The sequence below is a fragment of the Lactiplantibacillus dongliensis genome, assembly GCF_005405105.1.
GTDB lineage: Bacteria > Bacillota > Bacilli > Lactobacillales > Lactobacillaceae > Lactiplantibacillus > Lactiplantibacillus dongliensis.
In genome coordinates this window covers 44,330-68,811 of the sequence record NZ_BJDK01000015.1, presented here as the reverse complement: position 1 = coordinate 68,811, position 24,482 = coordinate 44,330, and the positions used below count along the sequence as shown (strand labels likewise).

24 protein-coding genes and 1 tRNA gene are annotated in these 24,482 nt (G+C 44.4%); 12 read left to right on the top strand and 13 right to left on the bottom strand.

All coding sequences use genetic code 11. The annotated features are described in order from the left end of the window. Positions 1-171: 171 nt before the first annotated feature. The 3 genes from FFM80_RS07215 to FFM80_RS07205 are packed head-to-tail and all read right to left on the bottom strand — an operon-like array spanning position 172 to position 3,843. The gene (locus FFM80_RS07215) at positions 172-2,142 is read right to left on the bottom strand and encodes a PTS fructose transporter subunit IIABC (protein WP_137640194.1); all 1,971 of its coding nucleotides are present in this window, start codon (positions 2,140-2,142) and stop codon (positions 172-174) included. A 28-nt stretch (positions 2,143-2,170) separates the two neighbouring features. After that, positions 2,171-3,088: a 1-phosphofructokinase gene (gene pfkB, locus FFM80_RS07210; RefSeq protein ID WP_137640193.1), complete on the bottom strand. Its 918-nt coding sequence runs from the start codon at positions 3,086-3,088 to the stop codon at positions 2,171-2,173. Then, a complete protein-coding gene (locus tag FFM80_RS07205) occupies positions 3,085-3,843 on the bottom strand; it encodes a DeoR/GlpR family DNA-binding transcription regulator (RefSeq protein ID WP_137640192.1) in 759 nt (252 codons plus the stop codon). The genes pfkB and FFM80_RS07205 overlap by 4 nt, the downstream gene beginning before the upstream one ends. Positions 3,844-4,220: 377 nt before the next feature. On the opposite strand from FFM80_RS07205, the gene obgE reads away from it, so the two are divergent. Then, on the top strand, positions 4,221-5,516 hold the full coding sequence (gene obgE / locus FFM80_RS07200) for a GTPase ObgE (protein WP_137640191.1): 1,296 nt from the start codon (positions 4,221-4,223) through the stop codon (positions 5,514-5,516). A gap of 59 nt (positions 5,517-5,575) precedes the next feature. On the opposite strand, the gene FFM80_RS07195 is transcribed toward obgE, so the two are convergent. From FFM80_RS07195 to FFM80_RS07185, 3 genes are all read right to left on the bottom strand, one after another. Continuing rightward, entirely contained in the window at positions 5,576-6,040 is a 465-nt protein-coding gene (locus FFM80_RS07195; protein WP_137640190.1) for a VOC family protein, read from the bottom strand. Between the two features lie 142 nt (positions 6,041-6,182). Further along, positions 6,183-6,950 (bottom strand): hypothetical protein, encoded by a 768-nt coding sequence (locus FFM80_RS07190; protein ID WP_137640189.1) that lies wholly within the window; start codon positions 6,948-6,950, stop codon positions 6,183-6,185. 25 nt (positions 6,951-6,975) lie between these two features. Continuing rightward, complete coding sequence (locus FFM80_RS07185; protein WP_137640188.1) at positions 6,976-7,254, bottom strand: hypothetical protein; 279 nt, start codon at positions 7,252-7,254, stop codon at positions 6,976-6,978. A gap of 145 nt (positions 7,255-7,399) precedes the next feature. Here FFM80_RS07185 and rnz point away from each other — a divergent pair, with 145 nt between their 5' ends. From rnz to FFM80_RS07160, 5 genes are read left to right on the top strand one after another with little or no spacing between them, the layout of a single operon-like run. Beyond that, on the top strand, positions 7,400-8,329 hold the full coding sequence (gene rnz / locus FFM80_RS07180) for a ribonuclease Z (protein ID WP_137640187.1): 930 nt from the start codon (positions 7,400-7,402) through the stop codon (positions 8,327-8,329). Positions 8,330-8,338: 9 nt separating this feature from the next. Beyond that, on the top strand, positions 8,339-9,130 hold the full coding sequence (locus FFM80_RS07175; RefSeq protein ID WP_137640186.1) for an SDR family NAD(P)-dependent oxidoreductase: 792 nt from the start codon (positions 8,339-8,341) through the stop codon (positions 9,128-9,130). 14 nt (positions 9,131-9,144) lie between these two features. Next, positions 9,145-9,489: a LapA family protein gene (locus tag FFM80_RS07170; RefSeq protein WP_137640185.1), complete on the top strand. Its 345-nt coding sequence runs from the start codon at positions 9,145-9,147 to the stop codon at positions 9,487-9,489. A gap of 28 nt (positions 9,490-9,517) precedes the next feature. Next, a complete protein-coding gene (recJ, locus tag FFM80_RS07165; RefSeq protein ID WP_137640184.1) occupies positions 9,518-11,851 on the top strand; it encodes a single-stranded-DNA-specific exonuclease RecJ in 2,334 nt (777 codons plus the stop codon). An 18-nt stretch (positions 11,852-11,869) separates the two neighbouring features. Beyond that, the gene (locus tag FFM80_RS07160) at positions 11,870-12,388 is read left to right on the top strand and encodes an adenine phosphoribosyltransferase (protein WP_137633969.1); all 519 of its coding nucleotides are present in this window, start codon (positions 11,870-11,872) and stop codon (positions 12,386-12,388) included. A 112-nt stretch (positions 12,389-12,500) separates the two neighbouring features. Here FFM80_RS07160 and FFM80_RS07155 read toward each other — a convergent pair whose 3' ends face one another. Further along, positions 12,501-12,836 (bottom strand): ribonuclease G, encoded by a 336-nt coding sequence (locus FFM80_RS07155; RefSeq protein ID WP_137640183.1) that lies wholly within the window; start codon positions 12,834-12,836, stop codon positions 12,501-12,503. 209 nt (positions 12,837-13,045) lie between these two features. Between FFM80_RS07155 and FFM80_RS07150 the strand changes: the two genes are divergently transcribed. Beyond that, positions 13,046-13,133 (top strand) — tRNA-Ser (locus FFM80_RS07150). A gap of 339 nt (positions 13,134-13,472) precedes the next feature. On the opposite strand, the gene FFM80_RS07145 is transcribed toward FFM80_RS07150, so the two are convergent. From FFM80_RS07145 to FFM80_RS07135, 4 genes are all read right to left on the bottom strand, one after another. Further along, the gene (locus FFM80_RS07145) at positions 13,473-14,258 is read right to left on the bottom strand and encodes a hypothetical protein (protein WP_137640182.1); all 786 of its coding nucleotides are present in this window, start codon (positions 14,256-14,258) and stop codon (positions 13,473-13,475) included. Between the two features lie 658 nt (positions 14,259-14,916). Further along, positions 14,917-15,078, bottom strand: coding sequence for a hypothetical protein (locus tag FFM80_RS14470; protein ID WP_171001053.1), 162 nt, complete (start codon positions 15,076-15,078; stop codon positions 14,917-14,919). Continuing rightward, positions 15,075-15,503, bottom strand: coding sequence for a PTS glucose transporter subunit IIA (locus FFM80_RS07140; protein WP_137640181.1), 429 nt, complete (start codon positions 15,501-15,503; stop codon positions 15,075-15,077). The genes FFM80_RS14470 and FFM80_RS07140 overlap by 4 nt, the downstream gene beginning before the upstream one ends. A gap of 202 nt (positions 15,504-15,705) precedes the next feature. Then, positions 15,706-18,936: a MucBP domain-containing protein gene (locus tag FFM80_RS07135; RefSeq protein WP_171001052.1), complete on the bottom strand. Its 3,231-nt coding sequence runs from the start codon at positions 18,934-18,936 to the stop codon at positions 15,706-15,708. Between the two features lie 439 nt (positions 18,937-19,375). Between FFM80_RS07135 and FFM80_RS07130 the strand changes: the two genes are divergently transcribed. Next, positions 19,376-19,750: a hypothetical protein gene (locus FFM80_RS07130; protein WP_137640179.1), complete on the top strand. Its 375-nt coding sequence runs from the start codon at positions 19,376-19,378 to the stop codon at positions 19,748-19,750. A gap of 45 nt (positions 19,751-19,795) precedes the next feature. Continuing rightward, positions 19,796-20,968, top strand: a complete 1,173-nt coding sequence (locus FFM80_RS07125) for a hydroxymethylglutaryl-CoA synthase (protein WP_137640178.1) — start codon at positions 19,796-19,798, stop codon at positions 20,966-20,968. A gap of 63 nt (positions 20,969-21,031) precedes the next feature. On the opposite strand, the gene FFM80_RS07120 is transcribed toward FFM80_RS07125, so the two are convergent. Further along, on the bottom strand, positions 21,032-21,649 hold the full coding sequence (locus FFM80_RS07120; RefSeq protein ID WP_137640177.1) for a hypothetical protein: 618 nt from the start codon (positions 21,647-21,649) through the stop codon (positions 21,032-21,034). Between the two features lie 167 nt (positions 21,650-21,816). Between FFM80_RS07120 and FFM80_RS07115 the strand changes: the two genes are divergently transcribed. Both FFM80_RS07115 and FFM80_RS07110 read left to right on the top strand, forming a co-directional pair. Then, positions 21,817-22,710, top strand: a complete 894-nt coding sequence (locus FFM80_RS07115; protein ID WP_137640176.1) for a GH25 family lysozyme — start codon at positions 21,817-21,819, stop codon at positions 22,708-22,710. 62 nt (positions 22,711-22,772) lie between these two features. Then, entirely contained in the window at positions 22,773-23,408 is a 636-nt protein-coding gene (locus tag FFM80_RS07110; RefSeq protein ID WP_137640175.1) for a DNA alkylation repair protein, read from the top strand. A gap of 36 nt (positions 23,409-23,444) precedes the next feature. Here FFM80_RS07110 and lexA read toward each other — a convergent pair whose 3' ends face one another. Beyond that, positions 23,445-24,074, bottom strand: a complete 630-nt coding sequence (gene lexA / locus FFM80_RS07105) for a transcriptional repressor LexA (RefSeq protein ID WP_137633978.1) — start codon at positions 24,072-24,074, stop codon at positions 23,445-23,447. Positions 24,075-24,230: 156 nt separating this feature from the next. Between lexA and FFM80_RS07100 the strand changes: the two genes are divergently transcribed. Next, a complete protein-coding gene (locus FFM80_RS07100) occupies positions 24,231-24,470 on the top strand; it encodes a DUF896 domain-containing protein (RefSeq protein WP_137633979.1) in 240 nt (79 codons plus the stop codon). Positions 24,471-24,482: the final 12 nt, after the last annotated feature.

The window sequence follows — 24,482 nt, the reverse complement described above, 5'->3', positions numbered from 1 at the left end:
AATAGTTTTATTATACCCGTTTATTCACTGAATTGGATAGTTATTTAACCGAATAAAGTCAAGAAGTCGTATCTGTGTCAGGGGAAAAGGGGGAGCTAGCTTTAGTTTAAATCTTTTTAAGCCGCAAAAAAGCTGATCGCCAATGAAGACGACCAGCTTAAAGTGTTAATGTTATTTAGCAGTTTGACGAGCAGGCTTCCAAATACCGAGGATAACCCCAGCAATAATAGCGCCAATGACAGTTGCGGCAACGTAGCCCCAAATATTAGTGGCTAGTAACGCAACCCATAAGCCCCCATGTGGTGCCGGAACGGAGACTTGCCATAATTGAGTCAACCCACCAGCAATGGCGGCCCCAATCACACTTGACCCAATGACGTGTAATGGATCAGCGGTAGCAAATGGAATAGCCCCTTCCGTAATGAAGGAAATTCCGAGTAACCAGTTGGAAATCCCAGCTTTACGTTCGTCATCTGTGAATTTCTTTGGCCAGAAAGCAGTGGCAATCGCGGTTGCCAATGGTGGGACCATCCCACCAGCCATAACGGCGGCCATTAAGTTCCCATCTTGAGTCGCAGTGAAGGCCCCAGTGGCGAAGACGTAAGCGGCCTTGTTGAAAGGACCACCCATATCGATCGACATCATCCCACCGAGGACTAACCCTAAGAGAACCGCGTTACCGGTACCCATGGAGTTCAAGAAGTGGGTAATCCATAAGTTGATCACTGAGAAGATTGGGTTGACAATGAAGAACATCAAAGCAGCAACGATTAACAAGCCCAAGATCGGGTAGATTAACATTGGCTTCATGCCTTCAAGCGATTGTGGCATGTTCTTAGTCCACTTCTTCATCCAAACGGTAATGTAACCAGCTAAGAAACCAGCGACTAATCCACCTAAGAAACCAGCTGGACTCTTGGCATTAGCCGTGATTGAGGCGGTATAAGCACCACCGTAAGCACCGGTGTAAACCGTCGCCATAAAGCCACCAACAAACCCAGGCATTAAGGCTGGACGATCACCAATCGATTCGGCAATATAACCAGCTAAGACCGGTACCATAAAGGCAAAGGCCATGTTCCCAGCTTGGTTGAAGAAAGTAAAGGCTAAACTCTTATCACCAGCAAATTGTTCGATGACGAAGGAGAGAGCCATTAAAATCCCACCACCAACAACGAATGGCAACATGTGTGAAATCCCGTTCATTAAATCTTTGTAGATTTCGCTCCAAACGCCGCCACCAGCATTGCCGGCATCGTCGTCAGTTGCGTCACCGCCATCAGCGTCATGATAGACGGGGGCTTTGCCACTTAAGGCTTCATTTAACAATTCTTCAGATTTGTTAATCCCATCGGTAACGGGGCGGTTGACTAAGTGTTTACCATCAAAGCGGGCCATCTTGACCTTCTTATCAGCGGCAATCACGACCCCATCAGCGCGAGCGATTTCATCGGCGGTCAATAAATGTTTGACCCCTTCAGAACCGTTTGTTTCGATCTTGATATCAACATTCATCGCTTCGGCTTGCTTGATTAAAGCAGCTTCGGCCATGTAGGTATGTGCAATCCCATTAGGACAAGCAGTGACCCCAACGATATACGGCCGTTTTTCATCAGCAGGGGCACTCGCTTGGGCGGCTTCTTTTTCAGCTTTCGCTGCAGCAGCCTTCGCGTCTTTTTCTTCCTTGGCCGCTTGGGCATCAGCGAAGAGTTGTTGAACGTCGTCAGGGGTGTTAGCTTGCTTTAACTTAGCCACCAGGTCGGGATCAATCAAGAGACTTGATAAGGCGGCAAGGGCCGCTAAGTGGGTGTTGTTAGCCCCTTCTGGCGCAGCAATCATGAAGAAGAGGTGCACGGGTTGACCATCTAAAGCATTGAAGTCAACACCGGCTTTACTCTTAGCAAACATCACGGTTGCGCGTTGAACGGCTTTATCTTTAGCATGCGGCATTGCAATGCCATCGCCAATCCCAGTCGTTGATTCGGCTTCACGTTTGATAATATCTTGCTTGTAGAGGGCTTCATCGTTAATCACGCCGACTTTAGCATACTGATGAACAAGTTCGTCAATCGCGTCGTCTTTGGTCGTGGCTTGCATGTCCATGATCATGGCGTCTTTTAATAGTAAATCGCGGATATCCATAAGTTCGTAACAGTCCTTTCAAAAATAGCTAGTTAGTTAATTGTTCAATCTTAATTAGGGGTAAAATTTCGTCGATCTTGGCACGGGTCGCAATGTCTTCTGAAAAGGCCGTGGCGGAACCACAAGCTAAGCCGTAACGGAAACTTTCAACCGCATCATGCGTCTTGGCAAAGGTCCCAACGAACCCGCCAATCATTGAATCACCAGCACCAACGGAGTTAATCACCTGACCCTTAGGTGCGGGGCTGAAGTAAACGTGATCTGGTGTGATGAGTAAGCCACCATCGCCAGCCATGGAGATCAGCACGTGCTTGGCACCTTCGGCTAACATTCGTTGACCGGCCGCGATAATATCGGCTTGACTGTTAAACGTCGTGTGGTAATAAGCGGCTAACTCATGATTGTTAGGTTTAACAACCAATGGCTTGCTAGGTAAGGTCTTCTTCAAGGCTTCACCAGTGGTGTCAATCACGAAGTTTGCCCCAGCGGCTTCAACTTTTTGAATAATATCAAAGTAGAAGCTATCTGGTAAACTAGGGGTCAAACTACCAGACATCACGACCACATCATCAGGGGTTAAGTTCGCAAGTTCTTGATAGAACGCGTCCACTTCACTGGCGGTAATATCAGGACCCGCACCGTTTAATTCGGTTTCTTGTTCGGCGTGAATCTTAACATTGATCCGCGTATCATCAGCGATCTTAGTGAAACGGCAATTTAAGCCTTTTGCTTTTAAGGCCTCACTGACAAAGGTCCCGGTGAATCCGCCAACGAACCCTAAGGCAACATTGGGTTGTTCGAGGTCGTTTAGAATTTGTGAGACATTGATGCCTTTACCACCAGGTAATTTGGCGGTGTGGGCCAGGCGATTAACACTGCCTAAAGTCATTTGCGGTAGCTGGACCACGTAGTCAATCGCAGGATTGACGGTAATGGTGTAAATCATGAGTTCTGTACCTCCTGAATCGTAGTTAATGGTTGATATTGTTCGGCCAGGGTCGGTGTTAATTGGTCAGTCACAATGGTGGCACTACTCAAGTCACCAACGCGCGCAAAGGAAACGTGGTCGAATTTTGAATTGTCAGCCAAAATGAAGCTTTCTTCACTTTGCGCAATGGCTGTTTTTTTAACGATTGCTTCATCTGGGTCGGGGGTGGTCAACCCAAATTTGGGATGAACCCCGTTGATACCAAGGAAAACCTTGTTGAACCGATATTCTTGCAATGACTTAACGGCTTCGGGACCGATGACGGCTTTGGTGACATTTTTAAGGTTGCCACCAAGTAAGTAAGTCTTAATGCCCATGTCTGCTAAGACTGAAGCATGGACGACCCCGTTAGTCACGATACGTAAGTTATAACCAGGGTTGAGATGTGGAATCATCGCCAGCGTGGAAGTCCCCGCATCGAGATAGATGACATCATCAACTTGAATGTTGGCAACGGCTTGTTGCGCAATCCGGTCTTTCGCATCGACATTCCGCGAAACCTTATCATTCATGGCCGGTTCTTCTTGGAGCGAATTCATATACTTAGCGCCGCCATGGACGCGTAGCAATTCGCCTTGTTCCTCTAATTGTTGTAAATCACGGCGAACCGTGGATTCTGAGCAATTTGTTTTGGAACAAATATCTTTGATTTTAATAATGCCCTTGAAACGGATCGTATTTAAAATGTATTGTTGACGTTCTTCTGTAAGCACTTTCAAATCCCTCCGAAGAATAATATACACGCTCTACTATCAAAACGCAACAAAAGCCTCCAAAAAACGTCAAAAATATTCAAATTCCGTCATTAAGCTGATATTAGTTACGGTAAAAGGGCTGATTTAGGTCAATTTTTCTCTATGATAGCGGTTAATTGCAGGATAAAAGCTGATTTGTAGCTGCTAATGGTGACGGTTTGACGCAACTCCGTCAATAGCAGTCAATGAGATTGGTCTAATAAAGGTCAATCAGTTGGTGGGATTGACGGCGGATACTTTGACGTGGTCGCTTAACATTTGTATACTAGGTCAGGTATCTAATTTCGCACGAACCATTTCGTAGATAAATAATATAGAAGAAACAGGAGAAAAATATGTTTGTCGATCAAGTAAAAGTAGATGTAAAAGCCGGTAACGGTGGTAATGGGATGGTCGCATTCCGGCGCGAAAAGTTCGTGCCAAATGGGGGTCCCGCTGGTGGTGACGGTGGTCGCGGCGGTAGTATCGTCTTAAAAGCCGATGAAGGGTTACGCACGTTAATGGATTTCCGTTATACGCGTAAGTTCAAAGCTGAATCTGGCGGCAATGGGATGATCAAGCAGATGACTGGTCGCTCAGCGAAAGACCGGATTATCGATGTGCCGCTCGGGACGGTCGTGACCGATCTCGAAACCGGTAAATTAATTGGTGATATTACTGAAAAGAATCAAAAACTAGTGATTGCTAAAGGTGGCCGTGGTGGTCGTGGTAATATTCATTTTGCCAGTCCGAAGAACCCCGCACCAGAAATTGCTGAAAACGGGGAACCTGGGGACGAATTATCGATTCGCCTTGAGTTAAAGGTCTTGGCCGATGTTGGCTTGGTTGGGTTCCCATCCGTTGGGAAGTCCACGCTGTTGTCCGTGGTCACGAGTGCGAAGCCGAAGATTGCGGCTTACCACTTTACAACGTTGGTCCCTAATCTTGGGATGGTCCGCTTAGATGACGGGCGTGATTTCGTCATGGCAGACTTACCTGGATTGATTGAAGGGGCGGCCAACGGGGTCGGTCTTGGGATTCAATTCTTACGGCATATCGAACGGACACGGGTTATCTTGCATCTGATTGATATGAGTGGCGTTGAAGAAAATGATCCCTTTGAAGATTATTTGAAAATCAATCATGAATTGACTAGCTATGATCCCGACTTATTGAAGCGACCACAAATCGTAGTCGCTACTAAGATGGATATGCCAGATTCAGCCGATAACCTGGCTAAATTTGAAGCCAAGTTAAAGACTGACCAGACCTTAGCGGAAACGCCAAAGATCTATCCGATCTCATCGATTACGCAACAAGGGATTAAAGCCTTGCTGGCGCAAACGGCGGATCTACTCGATACGACACCGCAATTCCCAATTAAGGGTGTTGATGATGTTGAGCATCGTGACTACACGACGGCCACTAATCCTGACTTTACAGTGGATAATCCGGAACCAGGGTTGTTCGTCTTGTCGGGTGAAAAGCTGGAACGTTTATTCAAGATGACGAACTTGGATCATGAAGAAAGTATTATGCGTTTTGCCCGTCAAATTCGGGGCATGGGGGTTGATGATGCCTTACGTGCTGAGGGTGCGAAGAACGATGATACGATTCAAATCTTAGATTATTCTTTTCAATTTATGGACTAAAAGCATTAAGTAAAAGCCGGTTTAGCAGTGTTAAAACTGTTGAACCGGCTTTTTTGGCGCTAACGAGCAGCCATTAATGTGGCAATATCGATCTTTTTCATTTTCATCAGTGCTTGGATCTGCGCGGGTGTCTCAGTCAGCGAGGCGATGGCTTGGGGAACAATCTGCCAAGATAGGCCAAACTGATCTTTGGCCCAGCCGCACTGTTCCGCGTCTGGAACGTGCGATAACTTTTCCCAGTAGTAATCGATCTCAGCTTGGTCAGCACATTCGATAGTGAATGAGACGGCTTCATTAAAAGTAAAGCTGGGTCCGCCATCTAACGCGGTAAAGCGGTGGCCATCCAAGGTGAACACCGCGGTTAAGACCCGGCCGTGCATACCAACGAAGTGGTTATCCAGGGACTCATCCGGATAAAAGGTCATGCTTTCGAGCTCAGAGTTAGGGAAGACCTCTAAGTAATAATGGATAGCTTCTTCACAGTTGTTTTGGGAGAACCATAGACTTGGGATTATTGCGGGCATTAGTAAAACCTCCATAAAAAGTAATGTCCTTAGTTTACTCGGCTGTGAAAACGAATACAACTAAAGTGAACGCCAAAAACGCCCCCGAGTGACTGGCGGCGTTAAGCGTGTGACTAGTTGTTAGGTCTGAGGGTGTTTGGTATCAGTTTAGTGTCAACGTTTGAAAAGCACTGGCTTTGGCTAAAGTTTTGCCACTTGGTGTGAAGATACCACCCAAAATGACATCGACATGCTTAATTTTGGTAGGGGCACTGGTCACTAAAGCCATGGTAAACCGATTTTTATGACCGTCTTTAGTTAGCTGGGTACCCGCACCGGAATCATACATCTGGGTGGCAGGTGTCAAAGTCTGACCCTGATCTGTTTTAAGGGCGGTGATGCCGTCAATGTTAACGGTGGCGTTACGATGATTAGTAACGGTGTATTTAAGTTGCAACGTATAATAAGTCCCTTTAATCTGATCGGTATTCAAGGCTTGGTTGGCCATCTTAAGGGCCGTCTTAGTGGCTGGCTGGTTTTTTAAGACACGAATCTGAGTGAATTTAAAGCGCACTTGGCCGTTAGTGACCGTTTTGGTGGTTGGTTTGACTTCCGTGAGACTGACTTTGGTGCCGGCTTGGTCATAAGTATATTGTTTAGCTTTCGTCAGCTGACCGCTTTTGATGTAATTTTTATCATGTTGCGCTTTTTGGGGTACTTTAAATGATTTTAACTTGGTCTTGGTTGAACTGCTGGCTTTAACGGAACTAGCTTTGGCCGTTTTATCTTTGGGCACCTTTTTTGAAGTCGCAGATTCACTTTCAAATTGGGCCGCCGTTTTGTGATAGCTAGGGGTGGACTTAGCTGTACAGCCGCTTAAGAGTAGGCCGCTGATGAGCAGTAAGCTACCGAAGATTGATCGTTTTAACAACATAAGAACTCCTTTTGAACTGAGGTTATCCTAATAGTAAGCGCTGGTCGCTGAGCCGATAGCCGAATAAGGGGACCGGTGGTGTGGCCGCGATTAGCAGCGGCGTGGCCCCGCTTACTTGCCGGGTGCGGGCGTTTAACTGATCAAGCGTCATGGGCGTGCCCTGCGCCGTGGTCACGAGTAAAAGTTGCTGATTCGACAGCCGCAAGTCGGTGACGGGTGACAATTGGCCCTTCGTTTCCCAGTAGAGCGGTAATTGTTGGATTAGATCAGCGGTTGAGAGTTTGAAATCAATTAAACGCATTTGCTTACCTCACTAAATAGTTACAAACTTTCTTCAGCTTAAATGATACAATATTAAAGGAAGAATACAAAGACTAATCGTTGTTAATTATCGCCGTCTTCGGTAAAATAATTAGCAGACTGTACAGATAAGGACGAACATAACGATGCAATTAGAATTTTTAGGTACCGGTGCCGGTTCACCGGGTAAATTTCGCAATGTCACAAGTACGGCATTACGACTCTTAGATGAACGCAATGAAGTTTGGCTCTTTGATGTGGGTGAAGGGACGCAGCATCAAATCTTACGGACGACGCTTAAACCACGCAAAATTACGAAAATTTTCATTACCCATTTGCATGGTGATCATATTTTTGGGTTGCCGGGCTTTTTAAGTTCGCGCTCGTTTCAGGGCGGCGATGAACCGTTGACGGTCTATGGTCCCAAAGGTATTCGGGACTTTGTTATGACTGCGATGCGGGTTTCCGGGACGCGCTTATCCTATCCATTACGATTTGAAGAACTTAGTGGCGATGGGGTCATCTTTGAAGATGCAACGTTCAAAGTATCTTGCCAACGTCTGGAACACCGGATTGAAACTTTCGGTTATCGTGTAGAAGAAGCGGCTCATCCTGGCGAATTGCAGGCTGATAAGCTAAAAGCGTTAAATATTCCAAGTGGTCCGCTTTATGGTCAATTAAAGGCAGGTCAAACGGTGACGTTACCAGATGGTCGTACGATTAATGGGCAGGACTTCTTAGGAGCGCCCCAAGCTGGTCGCATCGTCACGATTTTAGGTGATACGCGGCAGACGCCGAATGCAGTTAGTTTAGCTCAGCATGCGGATGTCTTGGTGCATGAAAGTACATTCGGTAAAGATGAAGGCAAGCTAGCCCATAATTACTACCATTCAACGAGTACCCAAGCGGCCCAAGTTGCTAAAAAGGCCGGGGTGCATCAATTATTATTGACCCATATTTCGGCGCGGTATACCGGTAAATTATCGAAAGAATTACAAAAGCAAGCGCAACAGGTCTTTCCGAATACGAAAGTGGTCCGGGATTTTGATCTGATTGAAGTGCCCATTCAAAAGTAGGTGACAAAAATGACAGCTTTAACAGGAAAAGTCGTTTTAGTAACGGGGGCTTCGAGCGGTTTAGGGGAGCAATTAGCCCTGGCGGTGGCTGCTCAAGGCGCCCAGGTCGTGCTAGTGGCGCGGCGCCACGATCGGTTAGTCAAAGTTGCTGATCAATGTCGGTTGTTATCGCAGACACAAGCCGTGGCTTTAACGGCTGATATTAGTTCAGTGAGTGCGGTTGATCAGGTGTTTGCGACGATTGATGAGCTGTTTGACCACTTGGATACCGTGATTAATGCGGCGGGATTTGGTTATTTAGTCCCGGCCATCGAGATGGATCATGTGATGATGGCGCGGATGCTGCGGGTTAATACGCTCGGTGTCATGTATGTCAGTCAATTGGCCGCTCAGCGAATGGTTAAAGCCCAGCATGGTGAGATTGTGAATGTGGCCTCGATTGCAGGCAAAATTGCGACACCAAAATCCGCAGTTTATGCGGCGACTAAGGCGGCTTTAATCGCTTATGATAATGCGTTACGACTGGAATTACGGCCAGCGGGGATCAATGTGTTAACGGTTAATCCAGGGCCTATCCAGACAGATTTCTTCAAAACCGCCGATCCCACGGGACATTATTTAGATTCGGTGGCGTGGCTCGCCTTAAATCCAGTGAAATTTGCGGCCCAAATTGTCCGGCGGCTTGGTCGCCATCGCCGTGAAATCAATGCGCCCTGGGTGATGGGCGCTGCTAATCTAGGGTATCAATTGGCACCTAAGCTAGGTGACTGGTTGGCTGGTTCAGTTTTTAATTTTAAATAGGGGGTCGTTTAGAAATGAAAAATCAATGGCGGTTAGTCAGTGCGTTAGTGATTGTTTTGATTATTGTGATATTTGCAATTATGAATATTAATCCAGTTGAAGTCAGCTTTGGGTTTACTACAGTGCATTGGCCATTAATCTTAGTCATCGTGATGACATTGATTCTGGGGGTCGCAATCGCAGTTTTGATGGCAACCTTTAACTCAGTTAAGACAAATAATGAACATAAGCAGGCGATGGCTGAAGCACAGGCTCAAATCGATAAATTAACGGCTGAAAATAAAAGCTTGAGTTTACGATTGAATAATCAAGGAAAGCAAACTCGTGATAAGCGTGCGCAACCGACTGTAACCAAGTAACTAAATTGTATTTGAAAGGAAGGATGCCATGCTAGCAGCTAAGAAGAAGTGGATGACTCCAGAGACGACCGTGACGCCAGCTGCGATTGATGACCTGGCGCAGGCGGTTAACGTGCCACCGTTAGTCGCAAAGTTGTTAATCACGCGCGGAATCACAACGCCAGCCCAAGCTCAGACCTTTTTACAGGCTGATCAGCAACCGTTTAATGATCCACTGAAGATGCATGATATGGCGCGCGCCGTTGAACGAATTCAGGCTGCGATTGTTGCCGGTGATCAGATTACCATTTATGGGGATTATGATGCCGATGGGTTAACTAGTACGGCGATTATGTTTGAGACGTTGGACCAAGTTGGGGCTAACGTGAACTACTACATTCCCGACCGGTTTAAAGACGGCTATGGCCCTAATCAGGCGGCATTTGACAAGCTAATTGCGGCGGGAACTAAGCTGTTTGTGACGGTTGATAACGGAGTCGCGGGCAATGCCGTGATTGATGCGGTACAAGCACAAGGGGTTGATGTGGTGGTTACGGATCACCATGAGCTACCGGCCACCTTACCACAGGCGTATGCGATTGTACATCCGCGACATCCCGACGGCGATTATCCCTTTGGTGATCTCTCGGGTGCTGGAGTAGTCTTTAAAGTTGCGACGGCGTTACTAGAAGAAGTGCCCGAAGAATTGTTAGATCTAGCGGCGATTGGGACGGTGGCCGACTTGGTGTCATTAACGGGCGAAAACCGGACGTTAGTGACACTGGGCTTAAAAGTCTTGCAGCAAACAACGCGGCCTGGGTTAGCGGCGCTGATTAAAGCGGCCGGCTTAGATCCTGAAAAACTCGATGCAACGAGTATTGGGTTTGGAATTGCGCCCCGCTTGAATGCGCTAGGTCGATTACAATCAGCCCAAAGTGGTGTTGAACTATTGACCACTTTGGATGAAACGCGGGCAACTGAATTGGCCACCCAAGTTAATCAATTGAATGAAAAACGACAAGGGCTTGTCCGTGATATTGCTGAAAATGCTTTGGATCAAGCCAATGATACGGATAATCAAGCTCGGCAAACTTTAGTGATTACTGGTAAAAACTGGCACGAAGGGGTCTTAGGCATTGTGGCCAGTCGAATTGTGGAAGCTACCGGTAAACCAACCTTAGTGTTGAATGAGGATGAAACTGGACGCTTAAAGGGTAGTGGCCGCAGTATTGAAGCCTATAACTTGTTTGCGGCAATTGATCCGATTCGTGATAGTTTAGTTGCGTTTGGTGGGCATCACATGGCAGTTGGTTTGACCGTGATGCACGATCAACTGGAGACCTTGAAGACCGCGCTAGAAACGGCTGCCACTAAGGTCGAGCTGTCAAAGCACGCCCAACCAATCTTACAATTGGATGGCGAGTTAGCGATTGCCGATGCGTCATTAGACACGCTGACGGCACTGCAGGCACTAGCCCCATTTGGGACGGATAATCCCGCGCCATTATTTGAGCTCAAACCGACAGCGGTGCCGCAAGTGCGGGCCATTGGGTCGGATAAGCAGCATTTAAAATTACAATTGAGTGATGGTCAACATCAAGTCGATGCGATTGCCTTTTCAATGGGTGCTGCCGCTCAAGCCATTGAAGCGAGTCCGACGCAAGTAACGGTTGTTGGTGAGTTAAGTGCTAATACTTGGAATGGGCAGACCAAGCCACAATTGATGGTTAAAGATATTGCGGTTAGTGGTAGTCAAATTATTGATGCCCGGACCCAACACCTGAGTGCGCAACAGTTTAGCGCTCCCGGAGTGTATGTGTTCTTCCATCAAAAATTGATGCAACGGCTGGCCGATTACATGAAGCCTAACGCTAAAGCCGTCTTGGCCAATGATCCCAGTATTGAACTCGCTACGGTTGCTAAAGATCAACCGGTCTTTATCGTCGATTGTCCAGATACGTTAGCTGACTTAACCCAGGTGTTAGCGCAGTTGCCATTAAATCAATTAACGTTATACTTGTATCGGCGGGAATCGATTTATTTGGCAGGAATGCCGAAGCGGGAACAGTTCGCAAAGTTGTTTAAGTTCGTGGCGGTTAACCATGATGTCGACATTCATCATCAATTGTCATTGGTGGCCGGTCATCTTCATTTAGACCGAAATCTGCTTATTTTCATGATACAGGTGTTTTTTGAGGTCGGATTTGTTAAAATAAATGATGGTGTCATGAACGGAGTTTCGAATCCTCAACAAGCGGATTTACATCACGCCCCTAGTTATCAGCTGCGTGAGCAACAAATCGCCGCTGAAGAAACTCTTTTGTATAGTAAATCTGCAGCGCTTCAGACCTGGGTCAAGGCCCAAGCTGCAGTGAAGAATTAAAGGAGCTGTTTATAAGCAATGGCATTAGATTTAACAGATTATGTGGCTAGTATTCCGGATTATCCGGAACCCGGTATCATTTTTCGGGATATTTCTCCGTTAATGGCCGATGGCGAAGCCTACCGCGAAGCTACGGATCAAATTGTGAAGTTTGCACGTGATAAAAAAGTTGATATGATTGTGGGCCCCGAAGCACGCGGCTTTATTGTCGGTTGCCCTGTGGCCTACGAATTGGGCGTTGGGTTTGCCCCCGCTCGTAAAAAAGGCAAGTTGCCACGACCAACTGTCAAAGCAACGTATGACTTGGAATACGGTCAATCAGCGCTTTACTTGCATAAAGACGCGATCAAACCTGGTCAAAATGTTTTGGTTACCGATGACTTGTTAGCTACTGGTGGGACGATCTCAGCGACTATCCAATTAGTTGAAGAACTAGGCGGTAATGTGGTTGGGACGGCTTTCTTAGTTGAATTGGAAGCCTTACATGGCCGTGACAAACTTAAGAAGTATGATATGTTGAGTTTGATGAAGTTTTAGCGTTAATTTAAAAAGGTCACTAAATCATTTTTTTGATTTAGTGACCTTTTTGTTATGATATTAAGTTGGAGACTTATGGGTTTTGTATAGGCTGATTGCCATACTAATTAACTTAACCCAATGCGAGGATTGATTCAATGGCAGTCCAGAAGAAAAAGACCGCAATTAGGGTAGTAATGAAGGTGAAGAGAAATGCCACTAGCCCAGCTAGATTCCAAGTAGCCTGAACTTTCTTAAAAGTCTCAACATCGTGATAGTCGCCAGAACGCCAAGCCCATTCATTACCTTTAGCGCCACAGACAAAAATCCAAATAAGATTGAAAAACGGAATTAAGCATAATAATGGCAAGTAGGTATGGTTACCAATGCCCCAAATATAGTGATACATGAAGGCGCCCCAGTTCCAGCCTTTGATTTCAGCGGGAGTTTCGTTAGAATTGTACATCATTAATCAGTCCTTTTTAAAGTATGGTCGTACAGGGTCATGCAACCTCCTTAAGCTAATGTTGACAGTTTTGTTAGTCACATTATTAAGGTACGTTTATTGGGACTGGTTTCTGTTATTTTAAGTGAAATTGAGGGGCAGGTTGGTCAAGTTTTTTATGAATAAATATTTGTTCTACTCAAAAATTATGCTATACTATTCAAGTACCACATGGAGAGTTGGCAGAGTGGTAATGCACCGGACTCGAAATCCGGCGAACCGGCTAATACCGGCGCGCAGGTTCAAATCCTGTACTCTCCTTATTAAGTTGTACTACGGTAAATTTAAAAAACAGGAATCTCGCTAAATCAACGTTTAGCGAAATCCCTGATTTTTTATTTGCACGTCATTTGGCTAACTTAGGCTTTGATAACTTAAAGTCTGACAATGAAGTAATGATTTTTGTCCGTTTTTGTTTATATTCATCAATTAGGTAAGCGCATATTGTAATATTACTATGACTTAGAGGTTTCAATATGGGTCAATCCTGGAAATAGTAGGACTACGTGCGGATGACGACATGAGTGAAAGCGGAAGCCACGTGGGTGTATAAGCACAATTTTTTTAAATATACCTAAGTGTACAAAATTAATGTAAAGCTTAGTTAACGTAATCGTGGATAACTTTGTATGAAGTGAACTTCTTGTTGGTCATAAATTCGAATTGATTAGTTTGACCTTTTGCCCATTCATCAGTAAAGACGGGTTCGGTACTGACGACAGTCTTGCTGGAATCCATAAGCTTTACTTTAATCCCGAAAGTCTTAAATGAATAATTAGACGTGTTCTTGACTTTGGCATCATATGTGTAGTTATAGCCATCATCTTTGGTTTTTTTGAACTTAATAGTTTTGATAATCTCATCTATTGCAGCTGCTTTCTTGTCATTCTTAGCAACTGAATCTCCGTTGCGTGTTAACTCTGTTAAGTCGTCTTCATATTTTGGCGCGACCTTAAGCTTATATTTCGAATTGATTTTAAGGATCATTTCAGTCCGGGTATTATAAGCTTTATTCCATGTGGTGATAAAGCTTGATTTGTCAAAGACTTTAAGTGCCTTTTTTTGATCTTCAAGTGCATTCAGATAGGTAATGACTTGTTCATGTAGTTTGTCGTTTTTAAACTTTTTATCTTTATAGGTTTTAACGGCATTCAATTCAGCGTTGACTGACTTGGTTAAAATATCTTTTGAAGCTTTAGATGCATCTTTCACGCTGTCTGTAATTTCCCAGCGGTTTTGAAGACCTGTTTCTAAAGCAGAAATAAAATCTTTATCATAATATTTAGTTTTAGTTGCTTTTTTCTGTGAACAGCCAACCAAAGTAAATATAAGTAATAGCGCAAGTAAGACGCTTGCTATTCCCCGTAAACGTGTGTGCTTTGCCATAATGATTCCTCCAAAATAGTTTCACCTTTTATTGACTTGAGTGTTTGGTCAGTGTTTCAATTTAAGAAATTGAAGCTTTTGTTTCTCGATTCCTAGTGTTCTTTCGGTAGTTTTTTAGTTGAAAATATGTATTGAGGTTTTAAGCTATACGTTTATTTGAGGTGTGGAATATTAAGATTACATGGAATTGTCTCAGTACAGCTAATATAACTTTTGATCATGATATGTGCCTGGATTTGGGCTTGATTTTACCAGAATTGTTTAGGAAGGTATCAATATCGTCTAATAAACAATGCTGAAATTTATGATCTTTTGATTAGGGCTCTTTTAATTGTACGATGTTTGTATCGAATAGTCAGTAACTTTATTAACCTTAAATGATTATTTGATAAAGTAGGTAGGAGATAATTAGTATTGTAAGCTCAATCATATGATTATAGTTTGTATGAAATACAGAACGGTTAAATGAATTAGTGCGATTTTTTGTGAATGTTTGAAACCCTGAATGCATGACAAAAAGCTCAGTCATTTAAAACTGGGTTTCGTTGTTATATGGAATAATTAATTACAGAATGCAAATACTCATAAAATATAATGTATACTTATGAATCAGTTACTGTAATGACTTTGTGTAAGTAGTAATAAAATGATATCGTCTTTAACTAGCTTGCCGCGAAGAATCAGCTGAATGATCCAACTGTACCGGCGTTTGGCGATGCAAGTAGTGAATAGCTGGGTGATGAACCGGGTTCGTAGCTTGATGTGCAGTCACTTTGCCACGAATAAACCGAATAATCATTAATGTGATTAAGAGTGTCAATATTGCATCACCATCCCAGTTGTCAATTCTCGTTCATTCGCATTGGCGTCCAACGTTGCTTGAGTGACGACCACAGCTTGGTGGGCCTGTTGGACGGCCTTTAGGTTTAAAGTGCCTAGCAAGGTCATCGGCGAGACAGAATCACCAACGCGGACTTGCCAGTCGAAGATAGTTGTTTTGACTTGATTTAGAACTTGATTCAAATGAACCCAATAATTATGACCATCTAAGTCTTGTAACTTGATGGCGTGTTGACTGATAGCAGTGACTTCACCATGAATCGGCGAATGGACCTCGTTAGTCGTTGGGTTAATCGCTAACATCACTTGTGACGCCGAATTGGAGGCAAGTGACTTTAGATCGACATGCGTGCCAGTGACCGGTGCTTTTAAGTTAGATTGATGATACCGCCGAAATAGTCTCATGATATAACCTCCAGATAGATTTATTGGCGTTGTGATTAAGCGCTTCCTTAACACACCTATACTGTAAGTTATGAAACCCGTCCCAGGTCAAGCCAGAATTTACAAAAAGTTTCAAAATTAAAACGGCACCGACTGATGGGGCCATCTTATCCCCATCAGTCGGTGCTGTTAATGACTATTGAATTTTAATGACTATTGAATTTTAATGACGTCGGAAGTAAATGAAACTAAAACTTAGCAAACCTAACCATCCAAGTATCACTGCTAAAGAAGTCATCGTTTCACCGGTAGCTGGTAATTCAGCGTTGGTGTTAGACTTCTTGTTATTAGTAATGTCCGAAGTCGTAGCCGCTGGTAACTTATTAGGCAACGGGGTCGGTTTAACGGTCGTAGTTGGCTTGGAACTAGTTACTGTTGATGATCCCGGCTTCTTACCAGGATTGATTGTATCACCAGCCGCATCATTATCGCCATCAGTTGTGGCGGCAATCACAATTAACTTCACCGTTAGTGTCTGACCATCCGCGGTACTCAAGGTCACTGGATAAGTCCCAACCTTATGACGATTTGTTCGGCTAAGATCAAGAGTCACGGTTAGGGCTTGGCCATCCTTATCTTTAGCTTTGGCCTTAAAGTCGGTAACGGTTGGGGCTGGACCGTTAACGGTCATGGTATAGTCTTGCCCCGTTAATTGGCGTTGATCATTACTTGGGGCTTGTTTTTGATAGAAGTAATTAACCACTTGTGGCTGTAATTTGAATGTACCAGTAGGATCGCCAACGGTTTTAACATAGGTATAACCAGCCACCACTTTAGCAGTAGTCGTATAAGCCGTTCCTAAAGCGCCACTTAAGCTGGTTAATGGCGCAATCACATGGCCGTCTAGGTCTAAATAATTAGCGGTAACTTGACCTAAATCGGCAGCAACCGGCGTGTAGGTCAACGTAACAGTTGGTGTGTGGCTACTGAACTTGCCAGTTAGGGGACTATCTGCTTGTTGATACTGATAACCAGTGATTTTAAGCGGCGTAATCGTATATGTCGTGTCAAGATCACCAGTTAAAGTCTGATCAGTGGCGACTGGCTGCCCCGATGCCGACTGATATTTCACGTTAACCCGTCCTTGTTGGACCGTCGTTGGTTGGTAAATTAGGGTCACCGTTTTAGCCGTAGCTGTAAAGGTTCCAGTCAAATTGTCAGTTGCTTTTTGGTAAGTGTAGCCGGCAATGATTTTTTGACTAATTGTATAAGGCGTATCTACGTCACCCGACAAGGTTTCAGTCGGTGCCAGCGATTTACCTTGATCATCGTGATAATTAACGGTCACGTTGCCTTTAGCAGCGGCGTTTTTTCGATAAGTGAGGGTTACCGTTTTAGCAGTTTCGGCAAAGGTCCCATTGAGGTCGCCTTGATGGAATGTGTACCCGTCAATCGCTTTCTTCTCAATCGTATAAGCAGCACCGACTTTACCAGTTAGCGTCGTTGGCGCAGCTAATTGCCGACCGGTTTCATCTGCATAATTGACGGTCACGGTGCCTTGAGCGGCTTCTTTTTGATAAATCAAGTTAACTGCGTGACTGGTGGTGGTATAGGTTCCGGTTAAGTCACCAGAATGATACGTGTAACCAGTAATTTTCTTAGGTTCAATCGTATATTGACTACCGAGTTTGCCAGTCATGGTCGTCGGTTCGGCCAATACGTGCCCGGCTGAGTCTAAATAATTGACGGTAACCTGACCCTCAGTTGGTAATTGACGATAGGTTAGTGTCACAGTCTGGTCCGCGGCGGTATAAGTGCCAGCCAAATCACCAGCTAAGTAGGTATAACCGGCAATTGTTGGTGGATCGATCTTGAAAGCCGTACCCACATCGCCCGTCATCTTTTTAGCCGTTGCAATTGAATGGCCGGCTTCGTCATGATAGTTAACGGTGACCGTTCCCGTCTTAATGGTTTTGGTATAGGTCAAGGTAATGGTTTGGGCCGCAGTCGTATAGTTGCCAGATAAACTAGCTGAAGCTGATTGGTAGTTGTAATCTTCAATAGTAGGGGTCTCAATTGTATAGGCACTGCCAATGTCACCCGTCATTGTTTTTGAAGGGGCTAATTTTTGACCAGCAGAATCTTCATAGTGCACGGTGACTTGGCCTTGTTTGGCGTACAGCAAGGTGAGACTTTGGGCGGTGCCGCTGATCGTCCCAGTTAGCGCAGCGTCATCTTGAGTGCCTTGATACGTATAACCGTCAATTTTTGGCGGCGTAACGGTAAACGGGTCGTCGATAGCACCGGTAATTTTAGTTGCCGTCTGAATCTCAGTCATTGGGTCATTAGCATCAACATAATGGACGGTGACTGGTTGAGCTGCTTTGGGTTGCCAGACAAAGGTATCGGTGGCTTGGGTTTTTGTCCCATCATAGGCTGAAACCAGTTGGTCAGTTGTCAAGACTTGATCGCCATTAGGATGATTGGTAGTCCCGGTGCCGATGTTTTGCCAATAACCCGTGTACTTATTGGTTTCATTGACATCAGGTAAGCCGGTCCCGGCTAATTTAGAATAGGGGCCCAGTTTGAGGACTTTCAAGTTCCAAGCCATAGTGAACATTCTCCAAGTCCCACCAGAAGAGGATGCTAGGTGACGCATATCAAAAGATGACAGGTCGATACTACTCAAGCTAGAAACGGTAAACATACTGTCCATACTTGAAATATGACTCGTATTTTCCCAATTAGATGTATCCAAATCTAAGACCTGCAACTGATAACCAAACATTGATAAGCTGACTTTGCTAGCTTTAAAGTTCCAGCCGGATAAATCTAACCGTTTGAATAACCGCTCGCTATTATCACCCAGCGCGCCAGTACGTGAGAAGGCCATAGAGGTGTTGGTTAATGAACTGACATCCCAATGACTTAAATCAAGCGTACCAACCAGCGCGGTGGCAAAGAAGGTGCGATTCATGGAACGGATGTTACTGGTTTGCCAATTTTCAATGCCGGTGAGGTCAGTTAACTGTGAGTCAGCATAGAAGAGCTCATCAATAATCGTGGTTTTACTGGTATTGATATAACTGAGACCGTTGATGGCAGTAAGATTGCCTAAATTGCCAAAGATTCCAGTGGCGTTGGTATTAAAATTAACGGGTCCCGTAATATCGATTGTTGTAATCTGTGAACTATAAGCATTCCAAGGTGAGGTGTTACCGGAGTGCGAAGCAAAATCACCGGCACCGATGGTTAAGATACCATCTTGCAGCGACCATGGACTCGTTCCAAACGTGCCCGTAATCGGATCGGCTGTGGTGGCCGGGGCCACTAGTGATGTGACTGCGCGTGCGGTTGGTAACGGTGTGGCTGGTGGTGGACTGATGACACTACTCGTCGTTGTCAGCTCCGTTAACGTACTAGCGTTAACTGGTCTAACTGTAATCGCTATCATTATGATGAAACCTAAACTAAGTCCTAATAAACTAAGCCAACATTGCTTGCTTCTCCCCAAAGTGAACATGTGCTTGGTCCTCCTTAATGTGGTAAGCCAAATTAACTAACGATTTCACCTCAATTATAATATGCTTCAGGATACTTGTATACCTTTATTATAAAAGTGGTTGATTGACATCTGATCTAGTAATCAAGAAATATAAAATCAACATTCACTGGTTAAACCAAGCGATTGATATTAGGCTAAGGCCGATGATCAGGAATTGTCGATTGGTCCTGTACAGTCCCGGTTAATTAGAAATTATTTTTATTGAAATCTTGATTGTTAAGCACGTTAAAGCTAGTCAGACGGGGGCGTAAATAAAGCTTAAGTCACGACCAATAAACTTTCTTTTAGACCTTACTTTCAGGTAAACTAGACAAGGGTGGTGACTCGAATGGATTTTATTGATTTAACACCAATAACCTTACAACATACCCCACTAGGCACTCGCTCACAGTGGCCTAAGGAACATGATCGGCAGTTAGATTGGGCTAAGCTCAGTGCCTTGATTCGCGATAATCAAGACGTTATTGCTGTCGTTCAAGCTGGGCTGGCGGAAGATTGGTTAAACACCCATGGGACAATTTGGGATGATCAACGGGGGTATTATCGGCATCCTAATGATAATCGCGATTTCGATGATACCGTCTTTTGGGCTGCGTCAACGTGGGCGACCCCGGCGATTCTAGTGACGTTTCATAATGAACTGACGCAAGCTTTTGCGTGTGACAAAAAGGGCAATGACCCTGATTTTCATTACTTAGGTTAACTGAAGATAAAGGGATAATTGGTATAAACAAATGGAGGTAATGAGTTGAAAGTTGGCATTGATAAGTTGCATTTTGCAACCTCACATTTATACGTAGATATGGCTGAATTAGCCACAGCACGGCAAGCTGCACCTGATAAATACTTAATTGGGATTGGCCAGTCTAAGATGGCTGTGATCCCGCCGAGTCAAGATGTGGTCACCTTAGCGGCTAATGCCGCGGCCCCCATGTTGACAGCCGAAGATATTGCGGCGATTGATTTGGTGGTTGTGGCGACTGAATCTGGTATCGATAATTCTAAGGCAACGGCAATTTATGTGGCCCGTTTATTGGGGTTATCAAAGCGCGTTCGGACTATAGAGATGAAGGAAGCCTGTTACGCGGCAACGGCGGGGTTGCAATTGGCAGCTGACCATATCCGGGTACATCCAACTAAAAAAGCGCTTGTGATTGGTAGTGACATTGCTCGATATGGGTTACATACCCCGGGTGAACCAACCCAAGGTGGCGGGGCGGTCGCGATGTTGGTGAGTGCTGATCCGCAAGTCTTAGCGTTGGACGATGATTCGGTCTTGTTGAGTGAAGATATTATGGACTTTTGGCGGCCGTTGTATCATACAAATGCATTAGTTGATGGCAAATATTCGTCTAACATCTATATTGATTATTTCCAAGATGTTTTCCAAGAATACTTGCAACAGCAGTCAATGTCGATCAATGATTTTACGGCTTTGACTTTTCATTTGCCATATACAAAAATGGGATTAAAGGCATTGCGTAGTGTCTTACCATCCGCCGATTCAGCACAACAAAACCGGTTATTGGCGCACTTTGAAAATAATCGTTATTTTAGTCGCCAAGTCGGTAATTTATATACGGGCTCGTTATATCTAGGGGTGTTGTCACTACTATTGAATGATGCCAATTTAAAGGCTAACGATTTAATTGGCTTGTTTAGTTACGGCTCCGGTGCTGAAGGCGAATTTTATACGGCTCGGCTGCAACCGGATTATCAAACGGGTTTGGATTTAGGGCTGCCACAACGATTAGCGCGTCGACAACGTGTGGATGTGGCAACTTATGAAACATTATTTAAACAACAGCTTCAATTAAATGCAACTGATCAGCAGATTGAAACCGCTAATGATCCACACCGTTTCGTCCTGACTGGTCAACTAAATGAACAGCGTCAATATTTAGATCGTCAACAAAGTTAAAGCGTGATTAAATAAGCCAGCTCCAATCAGTTTTTGATTGGAGCTGGCTTATTTTTGATCGTTTTATTTTTTTAAGTTATTCACGAGAACTTTACCATCTTTTAAGCTGAGCAACGTGGTGTTTTTAGTGCCCGGTTGCAACACTCGAATCGTATAGCCTTTAGCTAGATTCTTCTTAATTGAACTTGATAACGATTCATAATTTGTCGTCACCGTAGTCAAGGCTTTTTGGTTCTTAGCGGGATACTTTTTGATAATTTTAAGCGACTTGACGTATTTCTTGTTTGTTGGCATTAAGGTAAAAGTCTTAGTCTCACGATCCAACGTAAAGGTCCCAATCGACTTGTAATTTGCCTTCAATTGCTTCAAAATACTGTCTTCTTTAAGCTTAGTTGTAGCCGCGGCCTTTTTTTGACTAGCTTCATTAAAGACGGCTTCCGATGAGGATAGCTTAGCCGAAGTCGCCGTTGATGACGATTTTTGACTAGTCGCGGTTTTCTCAGTCTTAGGATGATTATACGGCCAGAATGGTAACTTGATGGTGGCGTACGCCGTCACCAATGCACTCAGCACCGTAATGGTCGCTAAAAATTTCCAACCGTTTCCACTTTGACGTGCGGAGATTAGTGAGAACAAAGCTAGTAAAAACACGATGATACCAATGATTGCTAAAAATAACACAAAATCAACTCCCCCAGATTTAATAGACTAATTTATTATACCATTGGAAGAGGGTTCAACTAACTGGAGACATGTCTTAATTGTTAAGAAACTGTAAAACAACTGACCCAGCATTGCCTTATTAACGTTGTATAATCGGGTTAATCATTAAAAATAGGAGTGTGTTCATGAGAAAAGGAAAGTTAGGTCGCCTAATTATTGCGGGTATTAGTGGATTGATCGCGTTGGGGATTAGTACGAGTGCTTTTGCGAGTGCTAATAAAGTCATCGATGTCTCACAATATCAAGGTAATATTAATTGGGCTAAAACGGCTAAAGTCACGAAGATGGCCATCATCCGAGTCCAACATGGTGGTGAAACGATTGATACTAAGCGTAATGTGAATGCGAATGGTGCTGCGAAACATGGTGTCCCATTTGGCCAATACACCTTTGCAGAATTTACGAGTGTCAAAGACGCTCAAACCGAAGCGCGGCAATTTTATAGCCGGAGTAACTCAAAAGCTAAATTCTTTGTCTTAGATGATGAAAAGCATATGAGTGGCGTTTCAAGTGCAGCCGAACGTAAGTATGCGACGGCTTGGGTCACTGAAATGCGTAAGTTGACCAACAAAAAGTTAATCTTATATTCTGGAGAATGGTTTGCTAGCACGGTTAAATTTGAGACCAGTCAGTTTGATGGCACTTGGATTGCGAACTATTCAGCCAAACCTAAGTTGAAGGCTGATCTTTGGCAATATTCCGCGACCGGTCGCGTGAGCGGCATTAGCGGTAATGTTGATATGAATAAGATTTTAGATTCATCAGCGGTCAATAGCTGGATTAAGGGTAAAGCAACGAAATATTATCATACCGCGCCCGCAAGTGGTCAAATTAAGACGTTGAAAAAAGTTCGCGGTTATGACGATGTGAACTTCAAGACAAAGACCGGGGCCAGCTATGGAAAGCATAAGACGTTAAACGTTACTGGTGTTCAAAAATCAGCCGGTGGGGCTTATCGTTTCGTACTTGACAACGGTAACTTTATTACCGCAAATAAAACGTATGTTGTAACGGATTAAATTATATTAACTAGACGGTCTGGCAGTTGCTGACCGTCTTTTTTGAGGAGTGAAACGGGAAAATGCCAACGCGATTTTTAAAGCCACACGAAGCTAACCAGGCCGCAATGGCAGCCTATATGCGTCATCAATTTGACTTTTTAGGTGTTAAGACGAGCGAACGGCGGCAACTGACGCGCCCTGTGATCAAAGCTAGTCGGCAGTTAACGTCAGCTGAATTCTCAAATTGGTTGCAATTTTACTACGATCAACCGGAACGTGAATATCAATACGTCGCGATTGATTTGGCTTTGGCCAACGTTCGCCGGCTGACTTTAGCACAGTATCAATGGTGTCAGCAGCAAGTAACAGTCAAAGCGTGGTGGGATAGTGTGGATGCTTGGCGTAAAGTTTTAGCCACTTACATTTGGCAACATCAAGCGTTAGCGACCTTGGGACCAGCATATCTAACCGCTGAGGACATGTGGCTGCGCCGGGTTGGGATTACGTTACAGTTAACGCAAAAGACTGCGACTAACCGGGCCTACTTGACGCAAGCAATTACCGCTAATTTGTTCGACGACGCGTTCTTTATTCAAAAAGCGATTGGTTGGGCGCTACGTGACTATGGCAAGGCTGAACCAGCTTGGGTTCGCGACTTTCTACAAAGTCACCAATTATCAACATTAGCCCGACGCGAAGCCAGTAAATATTTGTAACAAAAAAACGCCGATCAGCTGATCAGCGCTTAGAGTTTAATAGAGCATGTCACGATAAAGACCCACGACTTTACCTAATACTGAAACATTAGTTAAAATAATTGGGGCCATCGTATCGTTTTCTGGTTGGAGCCGGTAGTGATCGGCTTCTTTGAAGAATCGTTTACACGTGGCTTCATTTTCGTCAGTCATGGCGATGATAATATCACCATTATCAGCGAACGATTGCCGGCGAACGATCACTTGGTCACCATCCATAATACCGATGTTGATCATACTTTCGCCACGAATCGTTAGCATGAATAAGTCACTGCCGAAGGTTTCTAGTTCTTTAGGCATTGGAAAATAGTCGGTTGCTTCTTGGACTGCTAGAATTGGTTGTCCCGCAGTTACGGTTCCGAGGACTGGAATCTGGTGGGGATTGATTTCAACCCCCAGTGCTTCGTAACCAGCTGCAGTGACTTCAATGGCCCGCGGTTTAGTCGGGTCTTTTTCTAGCAACCCTTTTTTCTCCAGCCGCGCCATGTGTCCGTGCACCGTTGAAGTTGAAGATAAGTTAACCGCTTCGCCAATTTCACGAACGGTTGGCGGGTATCCTTTTTCATTGACTCGATCATAAATAAAACGCAGAACGGCCATTTGTTTGCTTTCCGATGTTTTACTCATCTTGGCACCTCATTTTTAGTTTTCATTAATTGGTAGCTTAATTGTAGCATAGGCGTTACTAATTTTCAAACAAGCGTTCGGTTGACAAAACAATTTTTTTGATTTATGTTCGGAAATCAGGTATTCTATTCTTGCTTTTGAAAGGAGTGAACGAATTTGATTTCAAAAGAACTCATTGGCCGCATTAATGAATTGGCTAAAAAGGCCAAATCTGAAGGGCTAACTGAATTAGAAAAAATCGAACGTAAGGATTTACGGGCGAAATACTTAAAAGAATTTCGCGCAGGCTTTCGGCAACAAGTGGAAATGTTGCAAGTCTACGATAAAGAGGGTAAGGAAGTTACCCCCGAAAAGGTACGCCAGGTCCAACGTGATCGCGGCTTGCGTGATGATTAAACCGTGCTAGGA